The organism is Ralstonia mannitolilytica, assembly GCF_905397375.1.
GTDB lineage: Bacteria > Pseudomonadota > Gammaproteobacteria > Burkholderiales > Burkholderiaceae > Ralstonia > Ralstonia mannitolilytica.
The window spans coordinates 749,704-771,270 of sequence record NZ_CAJPVG010000001.1; the positions used below are offsets into that span (position 1 = coordinate 749,704).

A 21,567-nucleotide genomic window follows, 5' to 3' on the forward strand; every position below is an offset into this window, starting at 1 on the left:
CACATCATGACGACCACCCAACTCGACACCACTTTGCGCATCAACGGCGCGCGCCTGTGGAACACGCTCATGCAGCAGGCGCGCATCGGCGCCACGCCCAAGGGCGGCGTGTGCCGCCTTGCACTGACCGATCTCGACCGGCAAGGCCGCGATTTCTTCGTTGCACATGCCGAAGCCGCGGGCTGCACCGTGCGTGTGGACGCCATCGGCAACCTCTTCGCGCGCCGGCCAGGGCGCAACAACGCGCTGCCGCCCGTCATGACCGGCAGCCACATCGACACGCAGCCGACCGGCGGCAAGTTCGACGGCAACTACGGCGTGTTCGCGGGCATCGAGGTCGTGCGCGCGCTCAACGATGCGGGCATCGAAACGGAAGCGCCCATCGAAGTGGCCGTGTGGACCAACGAAGAAGGTTCGCGCTTCGTGCCGGTGATGATGGGCTCCGGCGCGTTCATCGGCGAGTTTGCGCTGGACGCCGTGCTGGCCGCGCAGGACCGCGACGGCGTGGCCGTGGGCGAGGCGTTGCGCAGTATCGGCTACGCGGGGAGTGAGCCTGTTGGCGGCCGAGCCGTCGGCGCCTACTTCGAAGCGCATATCGAACAGGGGCCGGTGCTGGAGGCGCACGCCACGACCATCGGCGTGGTGACGGGCGCGCTCGGCCAGCGCTGGTACGACGTGGTCTTGACCGGCATGGAAGCGCACGCCGGCCCCACGCCGATGGAGCTGCGCCGCGATGCGTTGCTGCCAGCCGCAGAACTCGTCGGCATTGCCAACCGCATCGCGCTCGAGCGCCCGCCGCATGCGCGCGCCACGGTGGGCTGCCTGAGCGTGCATCCGGATTCGCGCAACGTGATTCCGGGCCAGGTTTCGATGACGATCGACTTTCGCGCGGCCGACGACGCGATGTTGTCCGACATGGATGCGGCGCTGCATGACGCAGTGGCGGAGTTGCGCACCCGCAGCGGCATCGACATCGCATTGCGCCAGGTCGTCTACTTCCCGCCGCAGCCGTTTGACGCCACGTTGGTGAACGCGGTGCGCAGCGGCGCGCGGCAGTTGGGGTTGTCGGAGATGGACGTGATCAGCGGCGCAGGCCATGACGCGGTCTACCTGGCGCGCGTGGCCCCCACCGCGATGATCTTCGTGCCGTGCAAGGACGGGATCAGCCACAACGAGATCGAAGACGCCCGCCCCGAACATCTGGAAGCCGGGGCCAACGTGCTGCTGCACGCAATGCTGCAGGCCGCTGGCCGCGTTTGACACAACCCCCCGACCGCCCATGCGCATCCTGATCGCCCGCTTCAATCACGAGACGAATACGTTCTCGCCGGTGCCGACGTCGCTGGCATCGTTCCATCCGCACTACGGCGCCGACGCGTACCGTGCCGCCAAGGGCACGCGCACGGCGGCTGGTGCGTTCATCGATCTGGCGGAGGCGGCAGGCGCGGAAATCGTCGTGCCCGTCGTGGCCGGAGCGAACCCCAGCGGACGCGTCGCTGCCGAGGCATACACCACGTTGTGCGACGCCATCGTCGCGGCGGCGCCCGGGTGCGATGCGCTGTTGCTCGACCTGCACGGCGCGATGGTCGCGGAGAACAGCGACGATGGCGAAGGCGATCTGCTCGAACGTCTGCGCGCGGTGGTGCCCGATGTGCCGATTGCCGTCGCGCTCGACTTGCACGGCAATCTCACGCAGAAGTTCATCGACTTGGCCGACATCGCAGTCAGTTTCAAGACGTATCCGCACGTTGACATGTACGAAACCGGCGAGCACGCCGGCCGCCTGCTGTTCGACAAGCTGGCCGGCCGCGCGAACCCCGTGCTCGCGTGGCGCCGCCTGCCGATGGTCACGCACACCCTGCGCAGCCGCACCGACGAAGGCGCGATGCACCGCGCCGTGGCGCTCGCCAAGCAGGCCGAGAACGACGGCATGCTGGCCGTGTCGGTCCTGGCCGGATTCGGGCTGGCCGACATTGCCGCGCCGTGCCTTTCCGTCGTGGTGGTCGGCAACGGCGACAAACATGCCGCCGACGCTGCGGCGCAACGCATTGCCGATGCCATCTGGGCTGATCGCGAAGGGTTCGTCTATCGCTCTGAACCGTTGACCGAATCGATCGCGCGTGCGGCCAAGTTGGCCGACGCCCCGGGCAGCGGCCCCGTGCTGCTGCTCGATCATGGCGACAACTGCATGTCGGGCGGCACGTGCGACGACATGCACGTCCTGCACGAAGCGTTGCGGCAAGGCTTGACCGGCATCGCTGTCGGGCCGGTGTGCGACCCGGAAGCCGTCGCGGCGATGATCGAGGCGGGCAAGGGGGCCACGGTCACGCTGCCGGTGGGCGACAAGGTGCCGCTCGTGCAGCTCGGCATCTACCCCGTGCCGCGCGCGCTGACGGGCAAGGTCGTCGCCATCAGCGACGGCGAATACACCATCACGGGGCCGACCTATACGGGCCAGCGCATCCGCATGGGGCGAACGGCGCTGCTCGACATCGGCGCGGCGCAGATCGTCGTCACGGAGACGCCGCAGGAGCATTGGGACCTCGGCATCTTCACGCACATCGGCGTGGACCCGCATGCCGCGCGCTTCGTGCTGCTGAAGTCGCGCATGTATTGCCGGCCCGTGTTCGTGCCCATTGCCAGGGCCGTGGTGGAGTGCGACGGCGGCGGCGTGACGAGTTCGGACTACACCCGCTTTCCGTTTGCCACGCTCAAGCGGCCCGTGTTCCCGTTGGATGCCGCGACGGTTTCGTAGAGATACCCGACCGGCTTACCCTCGGTCCGTTGCGGGCGCGTCTCCGTCCTGTTGATGATGCGGCCCGCCAGGCCGTCGATCTCGTCGCATTGCGCGCGCGTCCAGCTGCGCAGCTTTTCGATGTTGCTCAGCAGGCCGAGGCGGAGGATCTGCGTGTCTTCGCCCATGCCGACAAGCCTGACCGAATGCTGGCCTGCCGTGACCACGTCGCCGGCGGCCAGCTCGAGCATATTGCCCGCGCCGTCCTTGAATTCGGCCGTGCCGCGAATGACGCGGTAAACGACCACCTCGCCTTTCGAGAAGGACGCCGCGTCCACTGCCCCTGCCTGGCTCTTGGGAAGGCTCGACTGACCACGCGGGTCGGTGGCAATGATGTGTCCCGTCACAAGCTGGCCGCTGGGTGCTTCGATGCCGGTGTCGCGCACGTAGACCGGTCCGGGCGATTGGATGGAGTCGCCGGCAAGCGGCTTGTACAGCGCATGCAATTCCAGCGGGTCTTGCACCCAGAAGTCTGCACCGGCCGGCCGGTCATGTGCCGGATGACTCCAGGCGATGCGCGGCGTCTCGGCTTCGTCGATCAGCGCCGACGGCACAATCGTCGGGTTGGGAAACGTCGTCGGATCGGTGATGAACGCTTCGAGAAACTTGCCCGAGCACCCCATGGAAAGTGCGTCGGGCACCACGGTTTGCGGCGTGCTCAGGTTGTCTTCGGTCGACAGGCCCGACCACGTGTAAAAAAGCTGCCGATGCACGATTGCGCTTTGCAGGATCACCGAGCCCGGGCCGACGTAATGCAGCCGGCCATCATAGTCGAACGTAAATACGCCCGAGGTGACCAGCACGAACTGAAACGCGCCCGGCGGCAGATGCAGATGGAAATCGGTCGGGCCGGTGTCTTCCAGATAGATCGGCCGGTTGGTGGCGACCTCATGCAGCAGGAAGGCTTCGTTGTTGGCGGCAAAGCCTTCGTCGGCGCGGCTGTACAGCGCCTGCGGGCGATAGGTCGCTTCGTACCTGGCATCCTGGCGGCGATCGACCGCAACGAAGTCGCCTGTATTGAGCCGGATGGGATTGCCGCCCGGATGCAACAGGCTCGCAGCGCGTTGGAACTCCGTGGTGTGCGTGTTCATCGCAACCCTCCGTGAATCGATCAACATCGATGGAGAACGACCTGCCCCGCTTCGATCCTCGCCCTGCTGAATGACGCCTCGCTGACAGTCAGTGTGTGAGCGCCATCCTGCGCGAGCGTCGGCGGGTGACGGCCTGGCTCGACGCTCGCGCATCGAGCAGCGCGCGCAGTGTGACGCGGTGCGCGTTGTCTTCGTCACTGGCGGTGGTGCTGGCGTCGAAGGGCTCGTTGTCGTGGATGGTGGCGCGCACGATCGGGTAGATCTGCTTTTCCCATTTGCTGCCGTTGAACACGCCGTAGTGGCCCGCACCGGCCTGCACATGGTGCGTCTTCAGGTAGGGCGGCAGCCCCGAGCACAGATCCTGCGCGGCGACGGTCTGCCCGACCGCGCAGATGTCGTCCTTCTCGCCCTCGACCGTCAGCAGCGCGGTGCGATGGATCGCCGCCGGTTCGACCAGCCGACCGCCGACCATCAACTCGCCGCGCGGCAATGCGTATTGCTGAAACACCTTCTCGACCGTTTCCAGATAGAACTCGGCGGTGAGGTCGCACGTGGCGAGGTATTCGTCGTAGAAGGCGCGGATCGTGTCGGCCTTGGCCGGGTCGCCCTTGGCGCGCTGGTAATACATCTCTTCAAACGACTGCACGTGGCGTTCCGAATTCATCGACATGAACGCGCTCAACTGCACGAAGCCCGGATACACGCGGCGCTGCTCGCCAGCAAAGCCGGGCGGCACAACGCCGATCAGGTTCTTCTCGAACCATTCGATCGGTTTGCTGTTGGCCAACGCATTCACCGCGGTGGGGCCCACGCGGCAATCGATGGGGCCGGCCATGAGTGTGAGGCTGGCGGGCTGCGCGGGGTCGTTGTCGGCGGCCAGGAGCGAGACCGCCGAGAGCGCGGCCACGGTCGGCTGGCAGATGGCCAGCACGTGTGCGTCGGGGCCGATGTGGCGGATGAAATCGATCAGGTGGCCGACGTATTCATCGAAGCCGAAGCGCCCGGCTGACACCGGAATGTCGCGCGCGTTGTGCCAGTCCGTCACGTACACATCGTGATCGGCCAGCATCGTGCGCAGCGTGCCGCGCAGCAGCGTGGCGAAGTGCCCGGACAAGGGCGCGGCAACCAGTACGCGCGGTTGCGGCGTGGGCGCGGTCTTGCGGAAGTGCACGAGGGTTCCGAACGGCGTTTGCATCGCGGTCTCTTCCACGATCGGGACCACGCGGCCGTCGACCTCGACGCTGTCGATACCGAACGATGGGCGGCGGTGCGTGATCGCGCTGCACTCCAGCAGTTCGAGCCACGCATCCACTGCCCGGGCAGTGGGATGCTCGGTCGACTGTGGCCACTGCGCCATCGCCAGCCGGGAGAACGAGGCCCATGCACGCGCGGGCCGCAGGCATTCGGACAGCCACTGGTAGAGGGGATACGCGAGCAGGTTCATGGCAGCTTCCGTGATGGCGTCGCAAGACACGTCAAGGCCGGTGGAACAAAGCAGGCAATACATGTGCCAACTCACATGCCGGTGGGCGCCAAACCGCATCCGCGCTGATGATGACTGGCACAGGCTTTGCGCGGCATCCACGCAGGGTGCGGCGTGGCACGCGTCTTTGCAGCGCGCGGGTGCAACCAGCGCACCGGCAAGGTGCCTGACGCCGGTCATGCACCTGATTGAAAAACGGGGACAACCGGGGACCGACATGAAATCCGTCGACCTGACAACGCTGACGATCAGCAGTCGCAACTATTCGTCGTGGTCGATGCGCGGCTGGCTGCTCGCCAAGCTCAGCGGCCTGCCTTTCGAGACGGTGAGCGTGCCGATCGACGCCTCATCGCGGGCGGAATTGCTGCTGCTGTCGCCGTCGATTCTCGTGCCGTGCCTCACGCACGAAGGCCGCAAGGTGTGGGACGTGCTGGCGATTGCCGAATACCTCAACGAACTCTCGCCCGAGGCCAAGCTGCTGCCCGCCGACCGACATGCCCGCGCGCATTGCCGATCGATCTGCGGTGAGATGCATTCGGGCTTCAGCGCGCTGCGCTCGGCGCTGCCGATGAACCTGCGCGCACATTTTCCGAACTTCCGCATCTGGTCCCGCGCGCAGCACGACATCGAGCGCATCACGCTGATCTGGCGCGAATGCCTCGCCCAGTACGGCGGCCCCTGGCTGTTTGGCGAGATCAGCATGGCCGACGCGATGTACGCGCCAGTCGTCATGCGATTCCTGACCTATAACGTCAAGCTCGATCCGGAGATTGCCGAGTACTGCCTGCGCGTGCTCGAGCACCCGCACGTCGCCGAATGGATTGCCGGGGCGAAGGCTGAGCAGGCAGATATCGATGAGCTGGATATGGAGTTTTAGGCGGGCGAGGGCGCCGAAGGACCGGCGTGACGATGGCCTGCCGATCAAATACCCGCCCCGCACCCGCGCGGATGGAACTAGCCCGCTGAATCCCAGAACCGCTGAGCACGGAACGGGCGAGCATCCACAGCCGGTGTTTCGCCCAGCATCATTTCCGCAATCAAGCGCCCGGTGATGGGCCCCAACGTCAAGCCGTGGTGTGCATGGCCGAACGCGAACCACATGTTTGCGTGGTGCGGCGCCGGTCCGATGATCGGCAGCATGTCGGGCGTGCAGGGGCGTGCGCCCATCCAGGGTTCCGCATCCACACGCTCGGCCAGCGGGAAGAGCTTGCGCGCGACGGGCTCGACGGCATTGAGCTGCACGGGCGTCTTCGGAGCATCGCGGTGTGCGAGTTCCGCGCCCGTCGTCAGCCGGATGCCGCGCGCCATCGGTGCCAGCACATAACCGCCGTCTGCATCGAGCACGGGATGGTTCAACTGCGCACCTTGCGCGGGTGCGTAGTGCATGTGGTACCCGCGCTTGACGGCCAGCGGCAGGCTGTAGCCCAGGCGCGAGGTGAGGACGTCCGCCCAGGGGCCCATGGCGATGACGACGTTGTCTGCGCGCAGCTCGCCTTCCTTGGTTTGCAACAGCCACGGGGCGTTCGGCGTGAGCGTGTTGGCATCGGCTTCAAACAGGCGGCCGCCGAGTTGCTCGAAATACCTTGCGTAGGCCGTGACCAGCGCGTTCGGGTCGCTCACGGAATCCGCTTCCGTATAACGCAGGCCGCCGAGCAGCGATGTGTCCAGATGCGGTTCAACGCTGCGCAGGCGCGCTGGGTCCAGCGCTTCAAAGGCGACGCCGTATTCGCGTTGCCAGCGCTCGACGTTGCGCGTTTCCTTGTCTTGCGTGGCGGCATTGCGGAAGACCTTGATCCAGCCGCTGGGGCGGATCAGATGCGTGGCGCCGGCGGCTTCGGCCAGAGCGCGGTGCTCGCTCACGCTGTGCGCGATCAGCGGCGCATACGCCCGCGCAATCGCCGCGTGCCGCGTGGGGTGGGAGTTGCGCCAGTACTGCCACAGAAACGGCAGCAACCGGGGCAGGTCGCCAGGGTGGTAATGCACGTCCGCCGACGTGTTGCCCGCATAACGCAACAACGTCGACAGGTCGCGCGGGAACGCATACGGATACACACCCTCGCGCTGAATCAGCCCGGCATTGCCGAACGACGTCTCAAAGCCCGGCGCACGGCGGTCGACAAGCGCGACGGCGTGCCCGCGTTTCTGCAGATGCACCGCCACCGATACGCCGACAATGCCGGCGCCCAGCACAAGGGTGTCAAAGCGCATGGCGGTTGGCTCCTTAACCCTTGGCCAGCGCCGTGACGGCGATCTCCACATCGATGCCCGGGCGCATCAGGCCCGACTGCACGCAGGCGCGCGTCGGCGCGTGGCCGGCCGGCACCCAGGCTTCCCACGCGGCGTTCAGCTCGGCGAAGTGCTTGGCGTCGGTCAGCCAGATGTTGGCGGAGATCAGACGCGTCTTGTCGACACCCGCTTCAGCCAGCAACGCGTCGATGCGCGCGAGGATGTTCTCGGTCTGCTCGGTGATCGACTTGAAGTCGCTGTCAGGCACTTGGCCGGCCAGATGCACGATGCCGTTGGCGATCACGATCTGGCTCATGCGGGCGTTGGTGTGGAGGCGTTGGATGTCGGTCATGTCGATTCGGGTGTGAACAAAAAAAGCGAAAGAAGCGTCGATGGTAGCGCTCCTCACTGCGGCAGACGGTGTGGGCGCATATCGGCTTCCTGTGAGGTTGCAGCGAGTGTAAGGAGCCTCGTCGCACACATCGCATGCAAATGGTTCCGACCGGTATGCGCGGCGGACATGCTGGCGCTTGCCGGCGAATGCGCCCACATAAGGCGCCGATACAACACTCAGTGATTTCAACATCTGATTTAAGAACAACTAATCACCCGCAATCCCTTGTCGGCATTGGATCGGCCCAGTCATTGGCGACAATGTGCTGCCGCCCCCACTCTAGAGGGGGGCGCCCGCTTTGCCCCAATGACACAATCGCCGAAATTCAGAAATCCATGCCGCGCCCCGGCGCGCCGCATGGCGGACCCGGATGAGGAGCTTCATGCAAGGAAGTTGGATTGCGATATCGGCGGCGCGTGCGCGGGCGCATCGGCTGTATGGCGTTCGCGGCTGGCTGGTGACGCTGCTGTGGCTGAACACGCTGCCCGCGCTGGTGGCGGTGCTGGCGATGGCCATGGTCCTGATGTCGGGCGAGACGGGCGACGGCGCGGCACGGTCGCTGCCGGCGCTGGCGGTGCTGGCGTTTCCGTTGGGGCTGGTGGTGGTGGCGTTCTTGCGTGTGCGCTGGTTTCCGTGGGTCTGGCTGGGATATTGCCTGCTGCAGTTGGCCGCCACGCTGGGCATGAGCGGTGGGCTCAAGGCGTGGGCCGCGCAGGCATCCGGTGCGACGTCGGCGGGATGGCCGCTTGCGCTGTTGCTCGCGGCGGAGGTGTTGGTGCCGGTCGGGACGCTCGCATATCTCGCCCGCTCCCGCCGCGTGCGCGTGACGTATCGGCACGAGGTGCGCGCCAGCGATCCGGCCGCCGCGCCGGCCGTGTTCGACAGGCTGAACCCCAACGAAACGCCGTCTGACGCCACCGACCATGCGCGCGAACGCGCTGCGCTGCGCCGCGTGACGCAGGAACTCAGTTCCGGCGTGCTCGACACGCAAACCTGGATGCACGTGATGCGCCATCACGCGGAGGCCACCGATGCGGCGCGCACGACGGCGTATGTGCGGGCGCGCATGGCTGTGCTGTGTCCGCCGGCGCATGTGCATCCGCCGCTCGTACGCACACTCGCATCGGGTTTGGGCGCGCTGCTGGTCAGCCTGTTCGCAGCGGCTGCGTTGATGGCCGCAGTGATTGCGCTGGCGATGAGCGTGCCGGGCGAGGCGACCGCGCTGCTTGAGTTGCTCGTTGCCGTGGCGCTGACGTTGAGCTGGCTGGCCGGGCTGTTTGTGGGCGCGCGCTTCCTGCGCGCCTGAGGCTTAACGGTTGGCCGTTGGCGTGGACGTGGGCGTTGGTGGGGCCATCACGTGGTTCCAATCGCCGCCCACCGCCTTGACGAGAAACACGCTCGTCGTCATCTGCTGGCCGAGAATCTGCACCGCCGTGCGCTGGTTGTTCAACAGCGACTGCTGCGCGGTGATCACGTCCAACGACGTTGCCAGGCCGCCCTCATAGCGCGCGCTGGCAATGTCGTAGACCTTGCGGGCGCTTTCCACGGCGTGGCTCGCCTGGCTTGCGGCACGGTCGAGCGATTGCAGTCCGGCCAGACCATCTTCGACTTCCTGCAGCGCGCCCAGCACCGTCTGGCGGTAGTTCGCGATCGCACCTTGGTAGGCGGCGTTGGCAATGTCCACGCGCGCCCGCGTACGGCCGGCGTCAAACACCGTCTGGGCGATCTGCGTGCCGAACGACCACAGCAGCGTCGGCGCAGAAAACAGCAGCGCCAGATCGCGGCTTTCCCAACCGGCGCCGCCGTTGAGCATCACGCTCGGGAAGAACGCAGCGCGCGCCACGCCGACCTGCGCGTTGGCAGCAGCGGCGCCGCGTTCAGCGGCCGCCACGTCGGGGCGGCGTTCGATGACGTCGGACGGCAGCGCCACCGGAATCTGTGGCGCCGTGCCCTTGAGCGGGTTCGGGTCGAGATGGAACGCAGGCGCCGGTGTGCCGACCAATGTGGCCAGCGCGTGTTCGTACTGCGCGCGCTGCTTGGTCAGCAGTTCGGCCTGCGTGGCGGTGCTGTCGACCAGCGCCTGTTGCTGCGCCAGATCGAGCCCCGATGCCACGCCGTCCTGATGCCGCGAGGTGACGAAATCGAGCGCCTTGCGCTGCAGCGCCAGCCCTTCCTGCACCACGGCGATTTCCGCATCGGTCTCGCGCAGGTTGTACCAGGTGGTGGCGACCTGCGCGGCCAGCAGCAGGCGGAAGTTCTCGGCATTGGCGCCGGCCTGCGCTTCGCTCGCCGCCGCGTTGGCGACGGTGTTGCGCACGCGGCCGAACAGATCCGCTTCGTAACTTACCTCGGCGCGCACCACGAAATCGCTTTGCACGGTCGACATGGTGGGGCTGGTGTACGACGAAAGCGGCCGTTCCGACGAGGTGCGCGTGCGCGTGTCGTTGTTGGTGGCCGTGATGGTCGGCAGCAGGCTGGCGCGTGCCACGCGCGTCTGCGCCTGTGCCTGCTCCAGGTTCGACAGCGCAACCTTGAGCGATTGGTTTTCCTGAAGCGCCTTTGTGATCAGCCTGTCGAGCTGTGGATCGTTGAAGCGCTGCCACCACGGTCCCTTGGGCGCTGCATCGGCGGGCTGCGCGGCGCGCCACGGTGCTTCGGTCTGCCAGTGCGCCGGCACGTCCATGGCGGGGCGCTCGTACGTCGGTGCCAGCGAACAGCCGGCCAGCGAGACGATCAGCCAAGCCGCCAGCGCGGCAGAGCGCAACCGCGGTCGACCCATCATGATGCGCGCGGCGCCGATGCCGCCGGTGCCGAAGCGGGCGCTGGCGTGACGATGGTCACCGCCTCGCCTTGCTCGATGGAATCGGCCGGGTTGAGGATCAACGCGTCGTTGGGCTTGAGGCCCGAGACGATCTCCACCGTGCGGCCGTAGTCGCGCCCGATGGTGACGGGGCGCAGGTCGACGCGGCCGTTTTCTGCGATGGCGATGCGCGGGCCTTCCTTGCGGAAGAGCAGCGTGTTCGTCGGCACGAGGTAGGTGCCCTGCGCGCTGGCGCTCGCGCTCGCACTATCGCCGGACGATTTGCCCTTGATGGCGACCTGCACGTACGCACCCGGCAGCAGGCGGCCGTCCTTGTTGGGCAGCTGCACTTCCACCTGCATGGTGCGGGTCGTGGCGTCGATGGCGCCCGAGGCGCGTGCGATGGTGCCGTGGAAGGTCTGGCCCGGCAGTTCCGACAGCGTGACGGCCACGTCCTGCCCAACCTTCACCTGCTGCGAATACGCCTGCGGCACATACAGGTAGATGCGCAGCGGATCGGTCTGCGCCAGCGTGAACAGCTCGCGGTTGGCGCCCGCGTTGCCGGCATTGACCAGCGTGCCGACATCGACGTTGCGCTTGGTCACCACACCCGCAAACGGTGCCACCACGCGGCGGAAGCCTTGCAGCTCCTGCAGGCGGCGCACGTTGGCTTCGGCGGCGGCCAGGTCGGCCTGGGCCTGGTTGGCGGCGCTGGTGCGCTCGTCCAGTTCCTGTTGCGAGACGGCGTCTTTCTGGCGCAGGTTCTGCCAGCGCGTGAGCGACGTCTGCGCCAGCGCCTTGCGTGCGGCGGCCTGGTTGCGTGTGGCTTGTGCCTGGTTCAGTTCCTGGTCGACTTCGGGCGTGTCGAGCAGCGCCAGCACTTCGCCCTTGTCCACATGGGCGCCGATGTCCTTGAACCAGCGCAGCACGTACCCGCTGGTGCGGGCATAGATCGGCGATTCAACGTAGCCCTGCAGCGTGCCCGGCAGCGTCAGCTCGCGGCTGGCGTTGGCCGGTTTGGGTGCAGTGGTGGTGACGTAGCGGCTGGTCTGCGCGCTCACCTGACGCTCCAGCGCATGCGCGTTGTAGTAGCGGCTGACCAGCGTGCGCCCAGCGCCCAGCGCCAGCAGAACCACCACGACGATCACGACCCAGCGTGCGCGACGCATGGCCGGCGCGCGGTCCACCTGTTCGATCGGGTCGACGGTGACGACGTGGTGCGGCGGGCCGTCCGCTGGATGCCCGGAATGCGCCCCAGGATGGGCACTGGATGTTTGCTCAGACATGTCCTTCGCTTCCCCGCAAATCGTCACTACGCCGGGCGGCGCGCCGCTGCAATCTGTTGTGCACGCTGGCAAACACCACCGGAACAAAGAAAAGGGTCGAGACGGTTGCGAACAGCAGACCGCCGATCACCGCGCGCCCCAGCGGTGCGTTCTGCTCTGCGCCCTCGCCGAGGCCCAGCGCCATGGGCACCATGCCGATGATCATCGCCAGCGCCGTCATCAGCACCGGACGCAGGCGGGTGGCGCCGGCTTCGAGCGCGGCCTGCACGGGCGCGATGCCTTCGGCCAATCGCTCGCGCGCGAACGAGATCAACAGAATCGAGTTGGCGGTTGCCACGCCCATCGTCATGATCGCCCCCGTGAGCGACGGCACCGACAGCGTCGTGCCTGCCAGGAACAGCATCCACGCAATGCCGGCCAGCGCGGCGGGCAGGGCGGTCACGATGATGAGCGGGTCGATCCACGACTGGAAGTTCACCACGATCAGCAGGTACACCAGCACGATGGCCATGACGAGCCCGACGCCCAGGCCAAGGAACGACGATTCCATCGTGTTGACCTGACCGCGCACCGTGACCTGCGCGCCGCGTGGCAGCTTTGGGCGGATGTCGTCGACGACCTTCTGCACTTCCTTGGCGACGGCGCCCAGGTCGCGGCCCTGCACGGCGGCATAGACGTCCACCACCGGCGTGATGTCGTAGTGCGACACCACTTGCGGCTGCACCGCGGGGCTCACCTGCACGAGGTTGCCCAGCAACTGCGGCCCGCCTGCCTGTGCGGCGCCACCGCGCGAGCTTGCCACCGGCGTGCGCAGCAGCGCGTCGAGCGAATCGACGCGGTACTGCGGGCTGGTGACGGCCACCTGGTACACCACACCGTTGATCGGGTTGAGCCAGAAGGTGGGCGAGGTCTGGAAGCTTGAGCTGAGCGACACGAGCAGGTTCTGCGCCACGTCGCGCCCTTCCAGGCCGACCTGCTGGATGCGCGTGCGATCCATGTTCAAGGCGAGCGTGGGCTGGTCGAAACGCTGGTGCACATGCGTATCCACCGCGCCAGGAATCTGCTTGATGCGGTTGGCCAGGATGCCCGCAAGCTGCTGGTTGGTCGCCACGTCGGCGCCGGAGAACTGCACGTCGATGGCCGACGGCAAACCAAAGTTCAGGATCTGGCTGACGATGTCTGCAGGCTGGAAGGCGAATTCCACGCCCGGAAAGCGCTTCGGTAATTCTTCGCGCAGGCGGCGGATGTATTCCGCGCTGGGTTTGCGTTCGCCCTCGTGCAGGGCGATGAGGATTTCACCGTCGAGCGTGCCGATGGTGCCCGCGTTGCTGTACGACAGGTTGATCCCCGAGTTCGGCACGCCCAGGTTGTCGAGGATGGTCGACAGCTCCTGCTTGGGAATGATCTCGCGGATGGCGGTTTCCACTTCGTCGGCCAGCCGTGCGGTTTCTTCAATCCGCAGGCCCGACGGCGCGCGCATGTGCAGGCGGATCTGGCCGGCATCCACATCGGGGAAGAAGTCGCGCCCGAGCACGAGGTACAGGGCGCACGACGCCACGCAGAAGCCCAGGAACGACAGTGCGAACACGCGGCGGTATTCCAGCAGCCCGCCGAGGATGGCGGCGTAGTTGCCGCGCATGTGCTCGAACTGCGTGTTGAATGCCCGGTAGATGCGGCCGAACGTGCTCGGTTTTGCGCCGGCTTTCCAGGCGTCTTGCGTGTGGCCGGTCATGAGCATCATCACGAGTGTCGGCACCAGCGTGCGCGAAAGCACGTAGGAAGCCAGCATCGCAAAGATCACTGCTTCGGCCATCGGCACGAACAGGTAGCGCGCCACGCCCGTGAGGAAGAACATCGGCACGAAGACGATGCAGATGCAGAGGGTCGACACGAAGGCCGGCACGGCGATCTCGGCGGCGCCGTCGAGGATCGCGGTGATCGGCTCCTTGCCTTCGTGCAGGTGGCGCTCGATGTTCTCGATGGTGACGGTGGCGTCGTCCACGAGAATCCCGACCGCCAGCGCCAGGCCGCCCAGCGTCATCAGGTTGATGGTCTCGCCGATCAGGTGCAGCACGATGATCGACGACAGGATCGACAGCGGAATCGACACCGCAATGATGGCCGTGCTGCGCCAGTTGCCCAGGAACAGCAGGATCATCGCGGCCGTCAGGCATGCGGCGATCAGCGCCTCGCGGACCACGCCTTCAATGGCCGCCTTCACGAACAGCGACTGGTCGAACAGCGGCGTGATCTTCAGGTCTTGCGGCAACACGGCGGCCGCGGCCGGCAGGAGCTTGTAGATGTTGTTGACGATATCGAGCGTCGACGCGCCGCCGTTCTTCAGGATGGAGAGCAGCACGCCGCGCTGGCCGTCCTGGCGCACCACATTTGTCTGCGGCGAGAAGCCGTCGCGCACATTGGCCACGTCACCCAGATAGAGTGTGGCGCCGTTGCTCGTCTTGACCGGAATCGCATTGAGCGCGGCGATGCTGCCCGGCGTGCCGTTGAGCGTGACGCCGTATTCGGTGGCGTCGATCTTTTGCGTGCCGGCCGGCAGGATCAGGTTCTGCGCGCCCACGGCGTTGACGATATCCACGGGCGTCAGGCCCTGGGCCAGCAGCTTCTGCGTGTCGAGGTCGACCGTGATCTGCCGGCTCTTGCCGCCATACGGAAACGGCACGGCAATGCCCGGCACCGTGATCAGGCGCGGGCGCAGGAAGTTCACCGCCGCATCGTTGAGTTCCTGCTCCGACAGCGTGTTGCTCGACAGGCCCAGTTGCAGGATCGGAATGCTCGACGCCGAATACTTGATCACCAGCGGCGGCGTGGTGCCCGGCGGCAACTGCCGCACCTGCGCCTGCGTGCTCGCCACGATCTGCGCGAGTGCGGTCTGGATGTTGGCGTTGGGCTGGAAGAAGACCTTGATGATCGACACGCCGCCCAACGATTGCGACTCGATGTGCTCGATGTCGTTGACGGTGGTCGTCAGGCTGCGCTCCGTGACCGACACGATGCGGTCGGCCATCTCCTTGGCAGGCAGCCCGTTGTAGTTCCAGATGATGCTGGCGACCGGAATGTCGATTTCCGGAAAGATGTCCGTCGGCGTACGCATGAGCGTAAACGGCGTCGCCAGCAGGATCAGCAGGGCGAGGACGATGAACGTCAGCGGCCTTCGCAGCGCGAGTTGGACAATCCACATGGAGGCGTTTCAGAACTGCGGTGCGAGGCGTTAAGGGGCGCACGCCGCTCGAACGGCGGCGACCCGTCATTCTATCGCCCGGGCCGATCGGTCAGCATGTCGCTTTGTTCTGACTTTATTACATTGCATAACGGCCTGTGCCGCCGCAACTTGAGCGCACCGCAGTCCAGCCCGTACCGGCGCGCACGGGCTGAACGCTGCTTGGGCAGGAAGCCCTCAGCCGTTGACGATCTCACCCCCGTTCGGATGCAGCGTCTGGCCCGTCATATAGCTGGCGTCGGCCGACGCCAGGAAGATGTAGCACGGCGCCACCTCGTCGGGCTGGCCGGCGCGGCCGAGCGGTTCGTTGCTGCCGAATTTGGCGACATGCTCGGCATCGAAGGTGGACGGAATCAGCGGCGTCCAGATCGGGCCCGGCGCCACGGCGTTTACCAGGATGCCCTTCTCGGCGAGTTGCTGGGCCAGCGAGCGCGTGAACGCCAGGATCGCGCCCTTGGTGGCGGCGTAGTCGACCAGGTGCCCGCTGCCCCGGAACGCGGTGACCGACGTGGTGGTGATGATGCGCGCGCCTTCGTGCAGGTGCGGCAGCGCGGCCCGCAGCAGGTAAAACATCGCAAAGACGTTGGTGCGGAACGTGCGCTCGAGCTGCGCGGCGTCGATGTCGGCCAGGCTCTGCTGGGGGTGCTGCTCGGCGGCGTTGCTGACCACGATGTCGATCTTGCCGAACGTGGCCACCGCCTGCGTGACGACGGCGCGGGCGTGCGCTTCGTCGCCGAGGTCGCCGGCGATCGCTTCGCAGCGGCGGCCGGTGGCACGCACGAGGCGGCAGGTCTGGTTGGCGTCGTCGTGTTCGTCCAGGTACGCGATCAGCACGTCGGCGCCTTCCTTGGCAAAGCCGATGGCCACCGCGCGGCCGATGCCGCTGTCGCCGCCGGTGACGATGGCGACCTTGTCGGTGAGCTTGCCGCTGCCGACGTAGTGTTCCATTTCCGCACGCGGGCGCGGCGTCATGTCGCTTTCGGTGCCGGGCTGGCGGTCCTGATGCTGTGGCGGTTGCTGCTGTGGTTGGTCAGGCATGGCGGTTCTCGATCGGTGGGTGGAACGGTCCTCCATCTTCAGCACACCGCATGCCATGGCGGGCGCATGTGGCGGGTGCTGCCCGGCACGCCGCTTGCTGGGCGGTGGAAGAGCAATCCACATCGACGGCAGGAGGTGCCATGGACGCGCTGCTGTTCCTGTTTGGCGAGGGCAAGGACCTCAACCCGCTGCAGACCGCCATGCGTGCCGTGGTGGTGTTCGCCATCGGCCTGGTGCTGGTGCGTCTGTCGGGCCGGCGGTCCTTCGGGCAGCGTGCGCCGTTCGATTTCGTTGTCGCCGTGCTGCTGGGTGCAACGCTGAGCCGCGCGATCGTGGGCGCGTCGCCGTTTGTGGCGACGTTGTCGGCGTCGCTCGCCCTCGTGGCGGTGCATCGGCTGCTGGGCTGGGCGTGCGTGCGGCTGCCCGGGCTGGACCGGATGATCGCGGGGCGCGAGCGGGAGGTCTATCGCGACGGCCGGTTCCAGCAGGACCAGATGGATGCGGCGCTGCTGACCGTTGGCGACATCGAAGAGACCGTGCGCCAGACGCTCGGCACGCGCACGCTCGACGACGTGCAGGCCGCCATCCTGGAGCGCAACGGCCAGGTCAGCCTGATCCGCAAGCGCCGTTGATCCGCACGACCGCACAACCCGCACACCACTGGACACTGGAGGCCACCATGCGAGAAAAGCAGCAGACCGAAAACCGTGGCGCAGAGAAGCGCCAGGCCGATTGGGAACAGGCCGAGTCGCACCGCAAGCCGGGCGAACGTCCCGCCGACGCCGCGCTGGGCCGCCCGGGGAGCACCGCGCCGAGACCGGAGAGCGTGCACGACACAGCGCGGCGCATCCGCCAGGGTGAAGTGCCGCCGGGCGTCACGCGCGACAAGCTCCACGACCCCGGCCGGCAGACGCCCGAAGCGCCGCCCACCGACAACCGCAGCTGACCGCCATCGTGCCGGACGCGGACGACGCCCCGTGGTATCGCCGGCTGGGGCCCGGCTTCATTACCGGGGCGGCTGACGACGACCCGAGCGGCATTGCGACCTATGCGCAGGCCGGTGCGCAGTCCGGGACAAGCATGCTATGGACGCTGCTGCTCACGCTGCCGCTGATGATTGCGATCCAGCTCGTCAGCGCGCGGCTCGGGCGGGTGTCGGGCTCCGGCGTGGTGGCGAACATCCGCCGACATCATTCGCCGTGGCTTGCGTATGCGTTCGTTGCGCTGGTCACGCTGGCCAACGTCATCAATGTCGGCGCCGATATCGCAGCCATGGGCGACAGCATCCGGCTGCTGCTGGGCGGCTCTACTGCCTTGTATGCGTGCGGGTTTGCCGTTGTCTCGCTCGTGCTGCAGGTGTGGATGCCGTACCGCCGGTACGCGCGCTATCTGCAATGGGTCGCGCTGTCACTGCTCGCTTACGTGGCAACGGCGTTCGTGGTCAAGGTGGACTGGGCGCAGGCGCTGCACGACACGGTGGTGCCGAAGATGCGGTGGTCCAAGGACTACGTGATGACGCTGATTGCCGTGTTCGGCACGACCATCAGCCCGTACCTGTTTGTCTGGCAGGCCGCCGGGGAAGTCGAGGAGACGCGGCTGGCCGACGGCGAGCAACCGTTGAAGAAGGCGCCGTGGCAGGCCGAGGCTCAGCTGGCGCGCATCCGCCTCGATACGACGGTCGGCATGGCGGTCTCCGCGCTCATCGCGTTCTGCATCATGCTCACCGGCGCCTATGCGCTGCACACCCACGGCGTCACGCAGATCGAGACCTGCGCGCAGGCCGCCGAGGCGCTCAAGCCGGTCGCGGGCCGCTTTGCGCAGATGCTCTTTGCACTGGGTGTGGTCGGCACCGGCCTGCTTGCGGTGCCGGTGCTGGCGGGCTCCGCCGCATATGCCGCCGCAGAGGCGTTCCGATGGCGCAGGAGCCTGGAAGACCGGCCGGCCCGCGCGCCCAAGTTCTATCTGTTCCTGGCCCTGGTGATGCTGATGGGCACCGGCATGGTGTTCCTGCCGGTGGAACCCTTCAAGCTGCTCTATTGGGCCGCGGTGCTCAACGGGCTGGCCGCCACCCCGGTGATGGTCATGCTGCAGCTCATGTCGCGACGCAAGACCGTGATGGGGCCGTTTCGCAGTTCCCCGGCGCTGCACGGTACGGCGTGGGTCGCCACGATCTGCATGTGCGCCAGCACGCTGCTGTTCCTTGCACTGGCGGTACTGGGGGACTGACGGCCTTCGCACCCTCGCTGCGCCCGAGGCGACGCGGGCACTGCAGTTGCGTGTCATGAGCGTCCAATCATCCAACGAGGGGTCCATCATGAAAGCTGTCGTATTTCACGGCGTCGGAGACATCCGTCTGGAAGACGTGCCCGAGCCGACACTGCGCGAGCCGACCGACGCCATCGTGCGCCTGACGGCTAGCGCCATCTGCGGGACGGACCTGCATTTCGTGCGCGGCACGATGTCCGATGTGAAGGAAGGGCGCATCCTTGGCCACGAGGGCGTGGGTGTGGTCGAGGCCCTCGGCGAGGACGTGCGCAACCTGTCGGTGGGCGACCGTGTGGTGATTCCGTCCACCATTGCGTGCGGGGCGTGCGCGTACTGCCGTGCGGGCTACACCGCGCAATGTGACGTCGCCAATCCGCACGGCCACCTCGCCGGCACGGCGTTCTACGGTGGCCCCGAAGGCGCCGGCGGGTTTGACGGCCTGCAGGCCGAGAAGGCCCGCGTGCCCTTCGCGCATGTCAACCTCGTCAAGCTGCCCGACGAGGTGAGCGACGACCAGGCGATCCTGCTGTCCGACATCTTCCCCACGGGCTACTTCGGCGCCGACCTGGCCAACATCAAGCCGGGGCACACCGTGGCCGTGTTCGGGGCGGGCCCGGTGGGGCAGTTCGTGATCGCCTCGGCCAAGCTGATGCAGGCGGGGCGCATCTTCGCGATCGATCATGTGCCGGACCGGCTCGACATGGCGCGCGCCCAGGGCGCCGAGGTGATCGACTTCGAGCGTGAAGACCCGGTGCAGGCGCTGCGCCGGCTGACCGGCGGCATCGGCGTGGATTGCGCCATCGACGCCGTCGGCGTGGACGCTCAGCATGCCGACCACGGCCCGGCGCGGCCCGACGACAAGACCACGCAGGCCTTTGCCGCCGAACGCAAGGCCACCGCGCCGCAGGCGCGCGGCACCGGCGCGGTGTCCGACGCCAACGAGAATGCGCCATGGCAGGCCGGCGATGCGCCGTCGCAAGCGCTGCGCTGGGCCGTGGAAGGGCTGGCCAAGGCGGGCACGCTGTCGATCATCGGCGTGTATCCGCCCACCGACACGACGTTCCCGATCGGCATGGCGATGAACAAGAACCTCACGCTGCGCATGGGCAACTGCAACCATCGCCGCTATCTGCCCAAGCTGGTCGAGCTGGTGCGCAGGGGCGCGATCGACCCGGCGGCGGTGCTGTCGGTGCGCGAGCCCATGGCCGCGGCGCTGGACGCCTACCGCGCTTTCGATACGCGCCAGCCCGGGTGGATCAAGGTCAAGCTCGATCCGCAGTCCGGCGACGGCGCGCGTGCACCGGGTGCGTCCCGCGCATGAGCCGCGCACTGCACGATCGCGTCGCGCGTCTGGGGCCGGTGCTGGTGATCTCACCGCACTTTGACGACGCGATCTTCTCGTGCGGCAACCTCCTGGCCGCGCACCATGGCAGCCACACCGCCACGGTGTTCGGCGGCGCGCCCGGCACCCCGATGTCCACGGAGTGGGACGCCCAGGCCGGCTTTGCCCATTCCACCGAGGCCATCGCCGTGCGTCGGCAGGAGGATGCCCAGGCCCACGCCCAGGTGAGCGCCACCGTGCATCACCTCGACTTCTGCGACAGCCAGTACGGGCAGACGCCCGCCCTCGATGCGCTGGAGCGCGCACTGTACCGGTTGGTCGCGCGTCACTCCGCCGAGGCGGTGTTCGTGCCGCTCGGGCTGTTCCATAGCGACCACGTCCTCGTGCACGAAGCGGCGCTGCTGATGCTGCCCAAGCTGCCGAAGCGGTTGTGGATCGGCTACGAAGACGCGCTGTACCGGCGCGGGCGCGGCGCCGTGCAGTCGCGCCTGGTCGCCCTGGCCGAGCGCGGCATCGTCACCACGCCGGTCTCGCCGGTCTGCGCCGTGGACGGCCGCCAGAAGCGGCGCGCCGTCGCCTGCTATGCAAGCCAGTTGCGCGCGTTCGGCCCCGGCGGTATCGAAGACGTCTACCAGCCGGAGCGCTTCTGGCTGCTGGAACAAGGAGATTCCGATCATGCAACCACTGGATGACGCCCGCACGGCGCCTGTGCCATGCTCCATCGTCGTGCTCACGTACAACCGTGCGGCCACCGTGCTGGAAACGCTCGGCAAGCTCACGGCCCTGGCCGAGCCGTGGCCCATCGTCGTGGTCGACAACGGCTCCACCGACGGCACGGCCGACCAGATCGCGGCCCGCTTTCCGGGTGTGACGCTCGTGCGCGCGCCGCGCAACTATGGCGCCGCCGGCCGCAACCTCGGTGTCGCGTCGGTCGACACACCGTACGTGGCGTTCTGCGATGACGACACGGTGTGGCTGCCGGGCTCCATCGCGCGTGCCGTGGACGTCCTGCAGCGGTATCCCTCGGTGGCGGTGGTGGCGGCGCACGTCGTGGTGGGCCCCACGCGGCGGGACGATCCGGCGTGCGAGCCGATGGCGGCCAGCACGCTGCCCTCCGAAGGCCTGCCGGGCCCGGCGCTGCTCGGTTTCATGGCAGGCGCCTGCGTGGTGCGCGCGCGTGCCTTTACCGAGGCAGGGGGGTACCGGCACGACCTCTTCATCGGCGGGGAGGAAAGCGTGCTGGCGCTGGACCTGGTGGATGCCGGCTGGCGCATCGTCTATTGCCGCGAGGTGGTCACGCACCACAACCCCTCGCCGGTGCGCGACGTGATGCAGCGGCGCGCGCTGCTCACGCGCAACGAGTTGCTGGCCGCATGGCTGCGGCTGCCGCAGGATCTCGCCTGGCGCGTCACCGGCCGGGCGCTGCGTGCGATGGCCGAACAGGGTGTGCTGGGCGAGGCGCTGCCAGCGGCGCTCGTGCGCCTGCCGCGCGCGCTGCTGCGCCGGCACACCGTGCAGCCCGCGACGGCCGCGCTGTGGCGGCAGATGGACGCCGACCGCCAGCGCCGCCAGGCCATCCCGACCTTGTCGATCGGCTGACCCGCCCGAGG

General features: G+C 67.4%; 18 protein-coding genes. 10 read left to right on the forward strand and 8 right to left on the reverse strand.

Going from position 1 to position 21,567, the window contains the following annotated elements:
• The first annotated feature begins 6 nt into the window (after window positions 1–6).
• Both KHN96_RS03270 and KHN96_RS03275 read left to right on the forward strand, forming a co-directional pair.
• A complete protein-coding gene (locus tag KHN96_RS03270; RefSeq protein ID WP_062738026.1) occupies window positions 7–1,260 on the forward strand; it encodes a Zn-dependent hydrolase in 1,254 nt (417 codons plus the stop codon).
• Between the two features lie 19 nt (window positions 1,261–1,279).
• The gene (locus KHN96_RS03275) at window positions 1,280–2,755 is read left to right on the forward strand and encodes a M81 family metallopeptidase (protein WP_062738027.1); all 1,476 of its coding nucleotides are present in this window, start codon (window positions 1,280–1,282) and stop codon (window positions 2,753–2,755) included.
• On the opposite strand, the gene KHN96_RS03280 is transcribed toward KHN96_RS03275, so the two are convergent.
• Together KHN96_RS03280 and KHN96_RS03285 are read right to left on the reverse strand one after the other, a co-directional pair.
• On the reverse strand, window positions 2,686–3,885 hold the full coding sequence (locus KHN96_RS03280) for a cupin domain-containing protein (RefSeq protein WP_202966845.1): 1,200 nt from the start codon (window positions 3,883–3,885) through the stop codon (window positions 2,686–2,688). The genes KHN96_RS03275 and KHN96_RS03280 overlap by 70 nt on opposite strands.
• Window positions 3,886–3,973: 88 nt before the next feature.
• The gene (locus tag KHN96_RS03285; protein ID WP_062738247.1) at window positions 3,974–5,329 is read right to left on the reverse strand and encodes a polyhydroxyalkanoate depolymerase; all 1,356 of its coding nucleotides are present in this window, start codon (window positions 5,327–5,329) and stop codon (window positions 3,974–3,976) included.
• Window positions 5,330–5,585: 256 nt separating this feature from the next.
• Between KHN96_RS03285 and KHN96_RS03290 the strand changes: the two genes are divergently transcribed.
• A complete protein-coding gene (locus KHN96_RS03290; RefSeq protein WP_062738028.1) occupies window positions 5,586–6,245 on the forward strand; it encodes a glutathione S-transferase family protein in 660 nt (219 codons plus the stop codon).
• A gap of 77 nt (window positions 6,246–6,322) precedes the next feature.
• On the opposite strand, the gene KHN96_RS03295 is transcribed toward KHN96_RS03290, so the two are convergent.
• On the reverse strand, window positions 6,323–7,576 hold the full coding sequence (locus KHN96_RS03295) for an NAD(P)/FAD-dependent oxidoreductase (protein ID WP_062738029.1): 1,254 nt from the start codon (window positions 7,574–7,576) through the stop codon (window positions 6,323–6,325).
• 13 nt (window positions 7,577–7,589) lie between these two features.
• Window positions 7,590–7,946, reverse strand: coding sequence for a RidA family protein (locus tag KHN96_RS03300; protein ID WP_045218973.1), 357 nt, complete (start codon window positions 7,944–7,946; stop codon window positions 7,590–7,592).
• Between the two features lie 424 nt (window positions 7,947–8,370).
• Here KHN96_RS03300 and KHN96_RS03305 point away from each other — a divergent pair, with 424 nt between their 5' ends.
• Window positions 8,371–9,294 (forward strand): hypothetical protein, encoded by a 924-nt coding sequence (locus tag KHN96_RS03305; protein ID WP_062738030.1) that lies wholly within the window; start codon window positions 8,371–8,373, stop codon window positions 9,292–9,294.
• Window positions 9,295–9,297: 3 nt separating this feature from the next.
• On the opposite strand, the gene KHN96_RS03310 is transcribed toward KHN96_RS03305, so the two are convergent.
• The 4 genes from KHN96_RS03310 to KHN96_RS03325 form a co-directional block, all read right to left on the reverse strand.
• On the reverse strand, window positions 9,298–10,767 hold the full coding sequence (locus tag KHN96_RS03310; protein ID WP_181817444.1) for an efflux transporter outer membrane subunit: 1,470 nt from the start codon (window positions 10,765–10,767) through the stop codon (window positions 9,298–9,300).
• Window positions 10,767–12,074: an efflux RND transporter periplasmic adaptor subunit gene (locus KHN96_RS03315; protein ID WP_027679710.1), complete on the reverse strand. Its 1,308-nt coding sequence runs from the start codon at window positions 12,072–12,074 to the stop codon at window positions 10,767–10,769. The genes KHN96_RS03310 and KHN96_RS03315 overlap by 1 nt, the downstream gene beginning before the upstream one ends.
• Entirely contained in the window at window positions 12,067–15,273 is a 3,207-nt protein-coding gene (locus KHN96_RS03320; protein WP_062738032.1) for an efflux RND transporter permease subunit, read from the reverse strand. The genes KHN96_RS03315 and KHN96_RS03320 overlap by 8 nt, the downstream gene beginning before the upstream one ends.
• A gap of 216 nt (window positions 15,274–15,489) precedes the next feature.
• Window positions 15,490–16,350 (reverse strand): SDR family oxidoreductase, encoded by an 861-nt coding sequence (locus KHN96_RS03325; protein WP_045218962.1) that lies wholly within the window; start codon window positions 16,348–16,350, stop codon window positions 15,490–15,492.
• Window positions 16,351–16,490: 140 nt separating this feature from the next.
• On the opposite strand from KHN96_RS03325, the gene KHN96_RS03330 reads away from it, so the two are divergent.
• From KHN96_RS03330 to KHN96_RS03355, 6 genes are all read left to right on the forward strand, one after another.
• On the forward strand, window positions 16,491–16,982 hold the full coding sequence (locus tag KHN96_RS03330; protein ID WP_062738033.1) for a DUF421 domain-containing protein: 492 nt from the start codon (window positions 16,491–16,493) through the stop codon (window positions 16,980–16,982).
• 47 nt (window positions 16,983–17,029) lie between these two features.
• A complete protein-coding gene (locus tag KHN96_RS03335) occupies window positions 17,030–17,296 on the forward strand; it encodes a hypothetical protein (protein WP_045218958.1) in 267 nt (88 codons plus the stop codon).
• A gap of 8 nt (window positions 17,297–17,304) precedes the next feature.
• Window positions 17,305–18,576: an Nramp family divalent metal transporter gene (locus KHN96_RS03340; RefSeq protein ID WP_062738034.1), complete on the forward strand. Its 1,272-nt coding sequence runs from the start codon at window positions 17,305–17,307 to the stop codon at window positions 18,574–18,576.
• 88 nt (window positions 18,577–18,664) lie between these two features.
• The gene (locus tag KHN96_RS03345) at window positions 18,665–19,936 is read left to right on the forward strand and encodes a zinc-dependent alcohol dehydrogenase (RefSeq protein ID WP_062738248.1); all 1,272 of its coding nucleotides are present in this window, start codon (window positions 18,665–18,667) and stop codon (window positions 19,934–19,936) included.
• Window positions 19,933–20,649 (forward strand): PIG-L deacetylase family protein, encoded by a 717-nt coding sequence (locus tag KHN96_RS03350; protein WP_062738035.1) that lies wholly within the window; start codon window positions 19,933–19,935, stop codon window positions 20,647–20,649. The genes KHN96_RS03345 and KHN96_RS03350 overlap by 4 nt, the downstream gene beginning before the upstream one ends.
• Window positions 20,633–21,556, forward strand: coding sequence for a glycosyltransferase family 2 protein (locus KHN96_RS03355; RefSeq protein ID WP_045218950.1), 924 nt, complete (start codon window positions 20,633–20,635; stop codon window positions 21,554–21,556). Before KHN96_RS03350 ends, KHN96_RS03355 begins: the two co-directional genes overlap by 17 nt.
• Window positions 21,557–21,567: the final 11 nt, after the last annotated feature.

Excerpts from the sequence above, each read along its gene's own strand:
- KHN96_RS03300 (WP_045218973.1), bottom strand. The coding sequence starts at position 7,946 with ATGACCGACATCCAACGCCTCCACACCAACGCCCGCATGAGCCAGATC.
- KHN96_RS03280 (WP_202966845.1), bottom strand. The coding sequence starts at position 3,885 with ATGAACACGCACACCACGGAGTTCCAACGCGCTGCGAGCCTGTTGCAT.
- KHN96_RS03315 (WP_027679710.1), bottom strand. The coding sequence starts at position 12,074 with ATGTCTGAGCAAACATCCAGTGCCCATCCTGGGGCGCATTCCGGGCAT.
- KHN96_RS03355 (WP_045218950.1), top strand. The coding sequence starts at position 20,633 with ATGCAACCACTGGATGACGCCCGCACGGCGCCTGTGCCATGCTCCATC.
- KHN96_RS03330 (WP_062738033.1), top strand. The coding sequence starts at position 16,491 with ATGGACGCGCTGCTGTTCCTGTTTGGCGAGGGCAAGGACCTCAACCCG.
- KHN96_RS03310 (WP_181817444.1), bottom strand. The coding sequence starts at position 10,767 with ATGGGTCGACCGCGGTTGCGCTCTGCCGCGCTGGCGGCTTGGCTGATC.
- KHN96_RS03320 (WP_062738032.1), bottom strand. The coding sequence starts at position 15,273 with ATGTGGATTGTCCAACTCGCGCTGCGAAGGCCGCTGACGTTCATCGTC.
- KHN96_RS03345 (WP_062738248.1), top strand. The coding sequence starts at position 18,665 with ATGAAAGCTGTCGTATTTCACGGCGTCGGAGACATCCGTCTGGAAGAC.
- KHN96_RS03325 (WP_045218962.1), bottom strand. The coding sequence starts at position 16,350 with ATGCCTGACCAACCACAGCAGCAACCGCCACAGCATCAGGACCGCCAG.
- KHN96_RS03275 (WP_062738027.1), top strand. The coding sequence starts at position 1,280 with ATGCGCATCCTGATCGCCCGCTTCAATCACGAGACGAATACGTTCTCG.
- KHN96_RS03290 (WP_062738028.1), top strand. The coding sequence starts at position 5,586 with ATGAAATCCGTCGACCTGACAACGCTGACGATCAGCAGTCGCAACTAT.
- KHN96_RS03285 (WP_062738247.1), bottom strand. The coding sequence starts at position 5,329 with ATGAACCTGCTCGCGTATCCCCTCTACCAGTGGCTGTCCGAATGCCTG.
- KHN96_RS03335 (WP_045218958.1), top strand. The coding sequence starts at position 17,030 with ATGCGAGAAAAGCAGCAGACCGAAAACCGTGGCGCAGAGAAGCGCCAG.
- KHN96_RS03295 (WP_062738029.1), bottom strand. The coding sequence starts at position 7,576 with ATGCGCTTTGACACCCTTGTGCTGGGCGCCGGCATTGTCGGCGTATCG.
- KHN96_RS03350 (WP_062738035.1), top strand. The coding sequence starts at position 19,933 with ATGAGCCGCGCACTGCACGATCGCGTCGCGCGTCTGGGGCCGGTGCTG.
- KHN96_RS03270 (WP_062738026.1), top strand. The coding sequence starts at position 7 with ATGACGACCACCCAACTCGACACCACTTTGCGCATCAACGGCGCGCGC.
- KHN96_RS03305 (WP_062738030.1), top strand. The coding sequence starts at position 8,371 with ATGCAAGGAAGTTGGATTGCGATATCGGCGGCGCGTGCGCGGGCGCAT.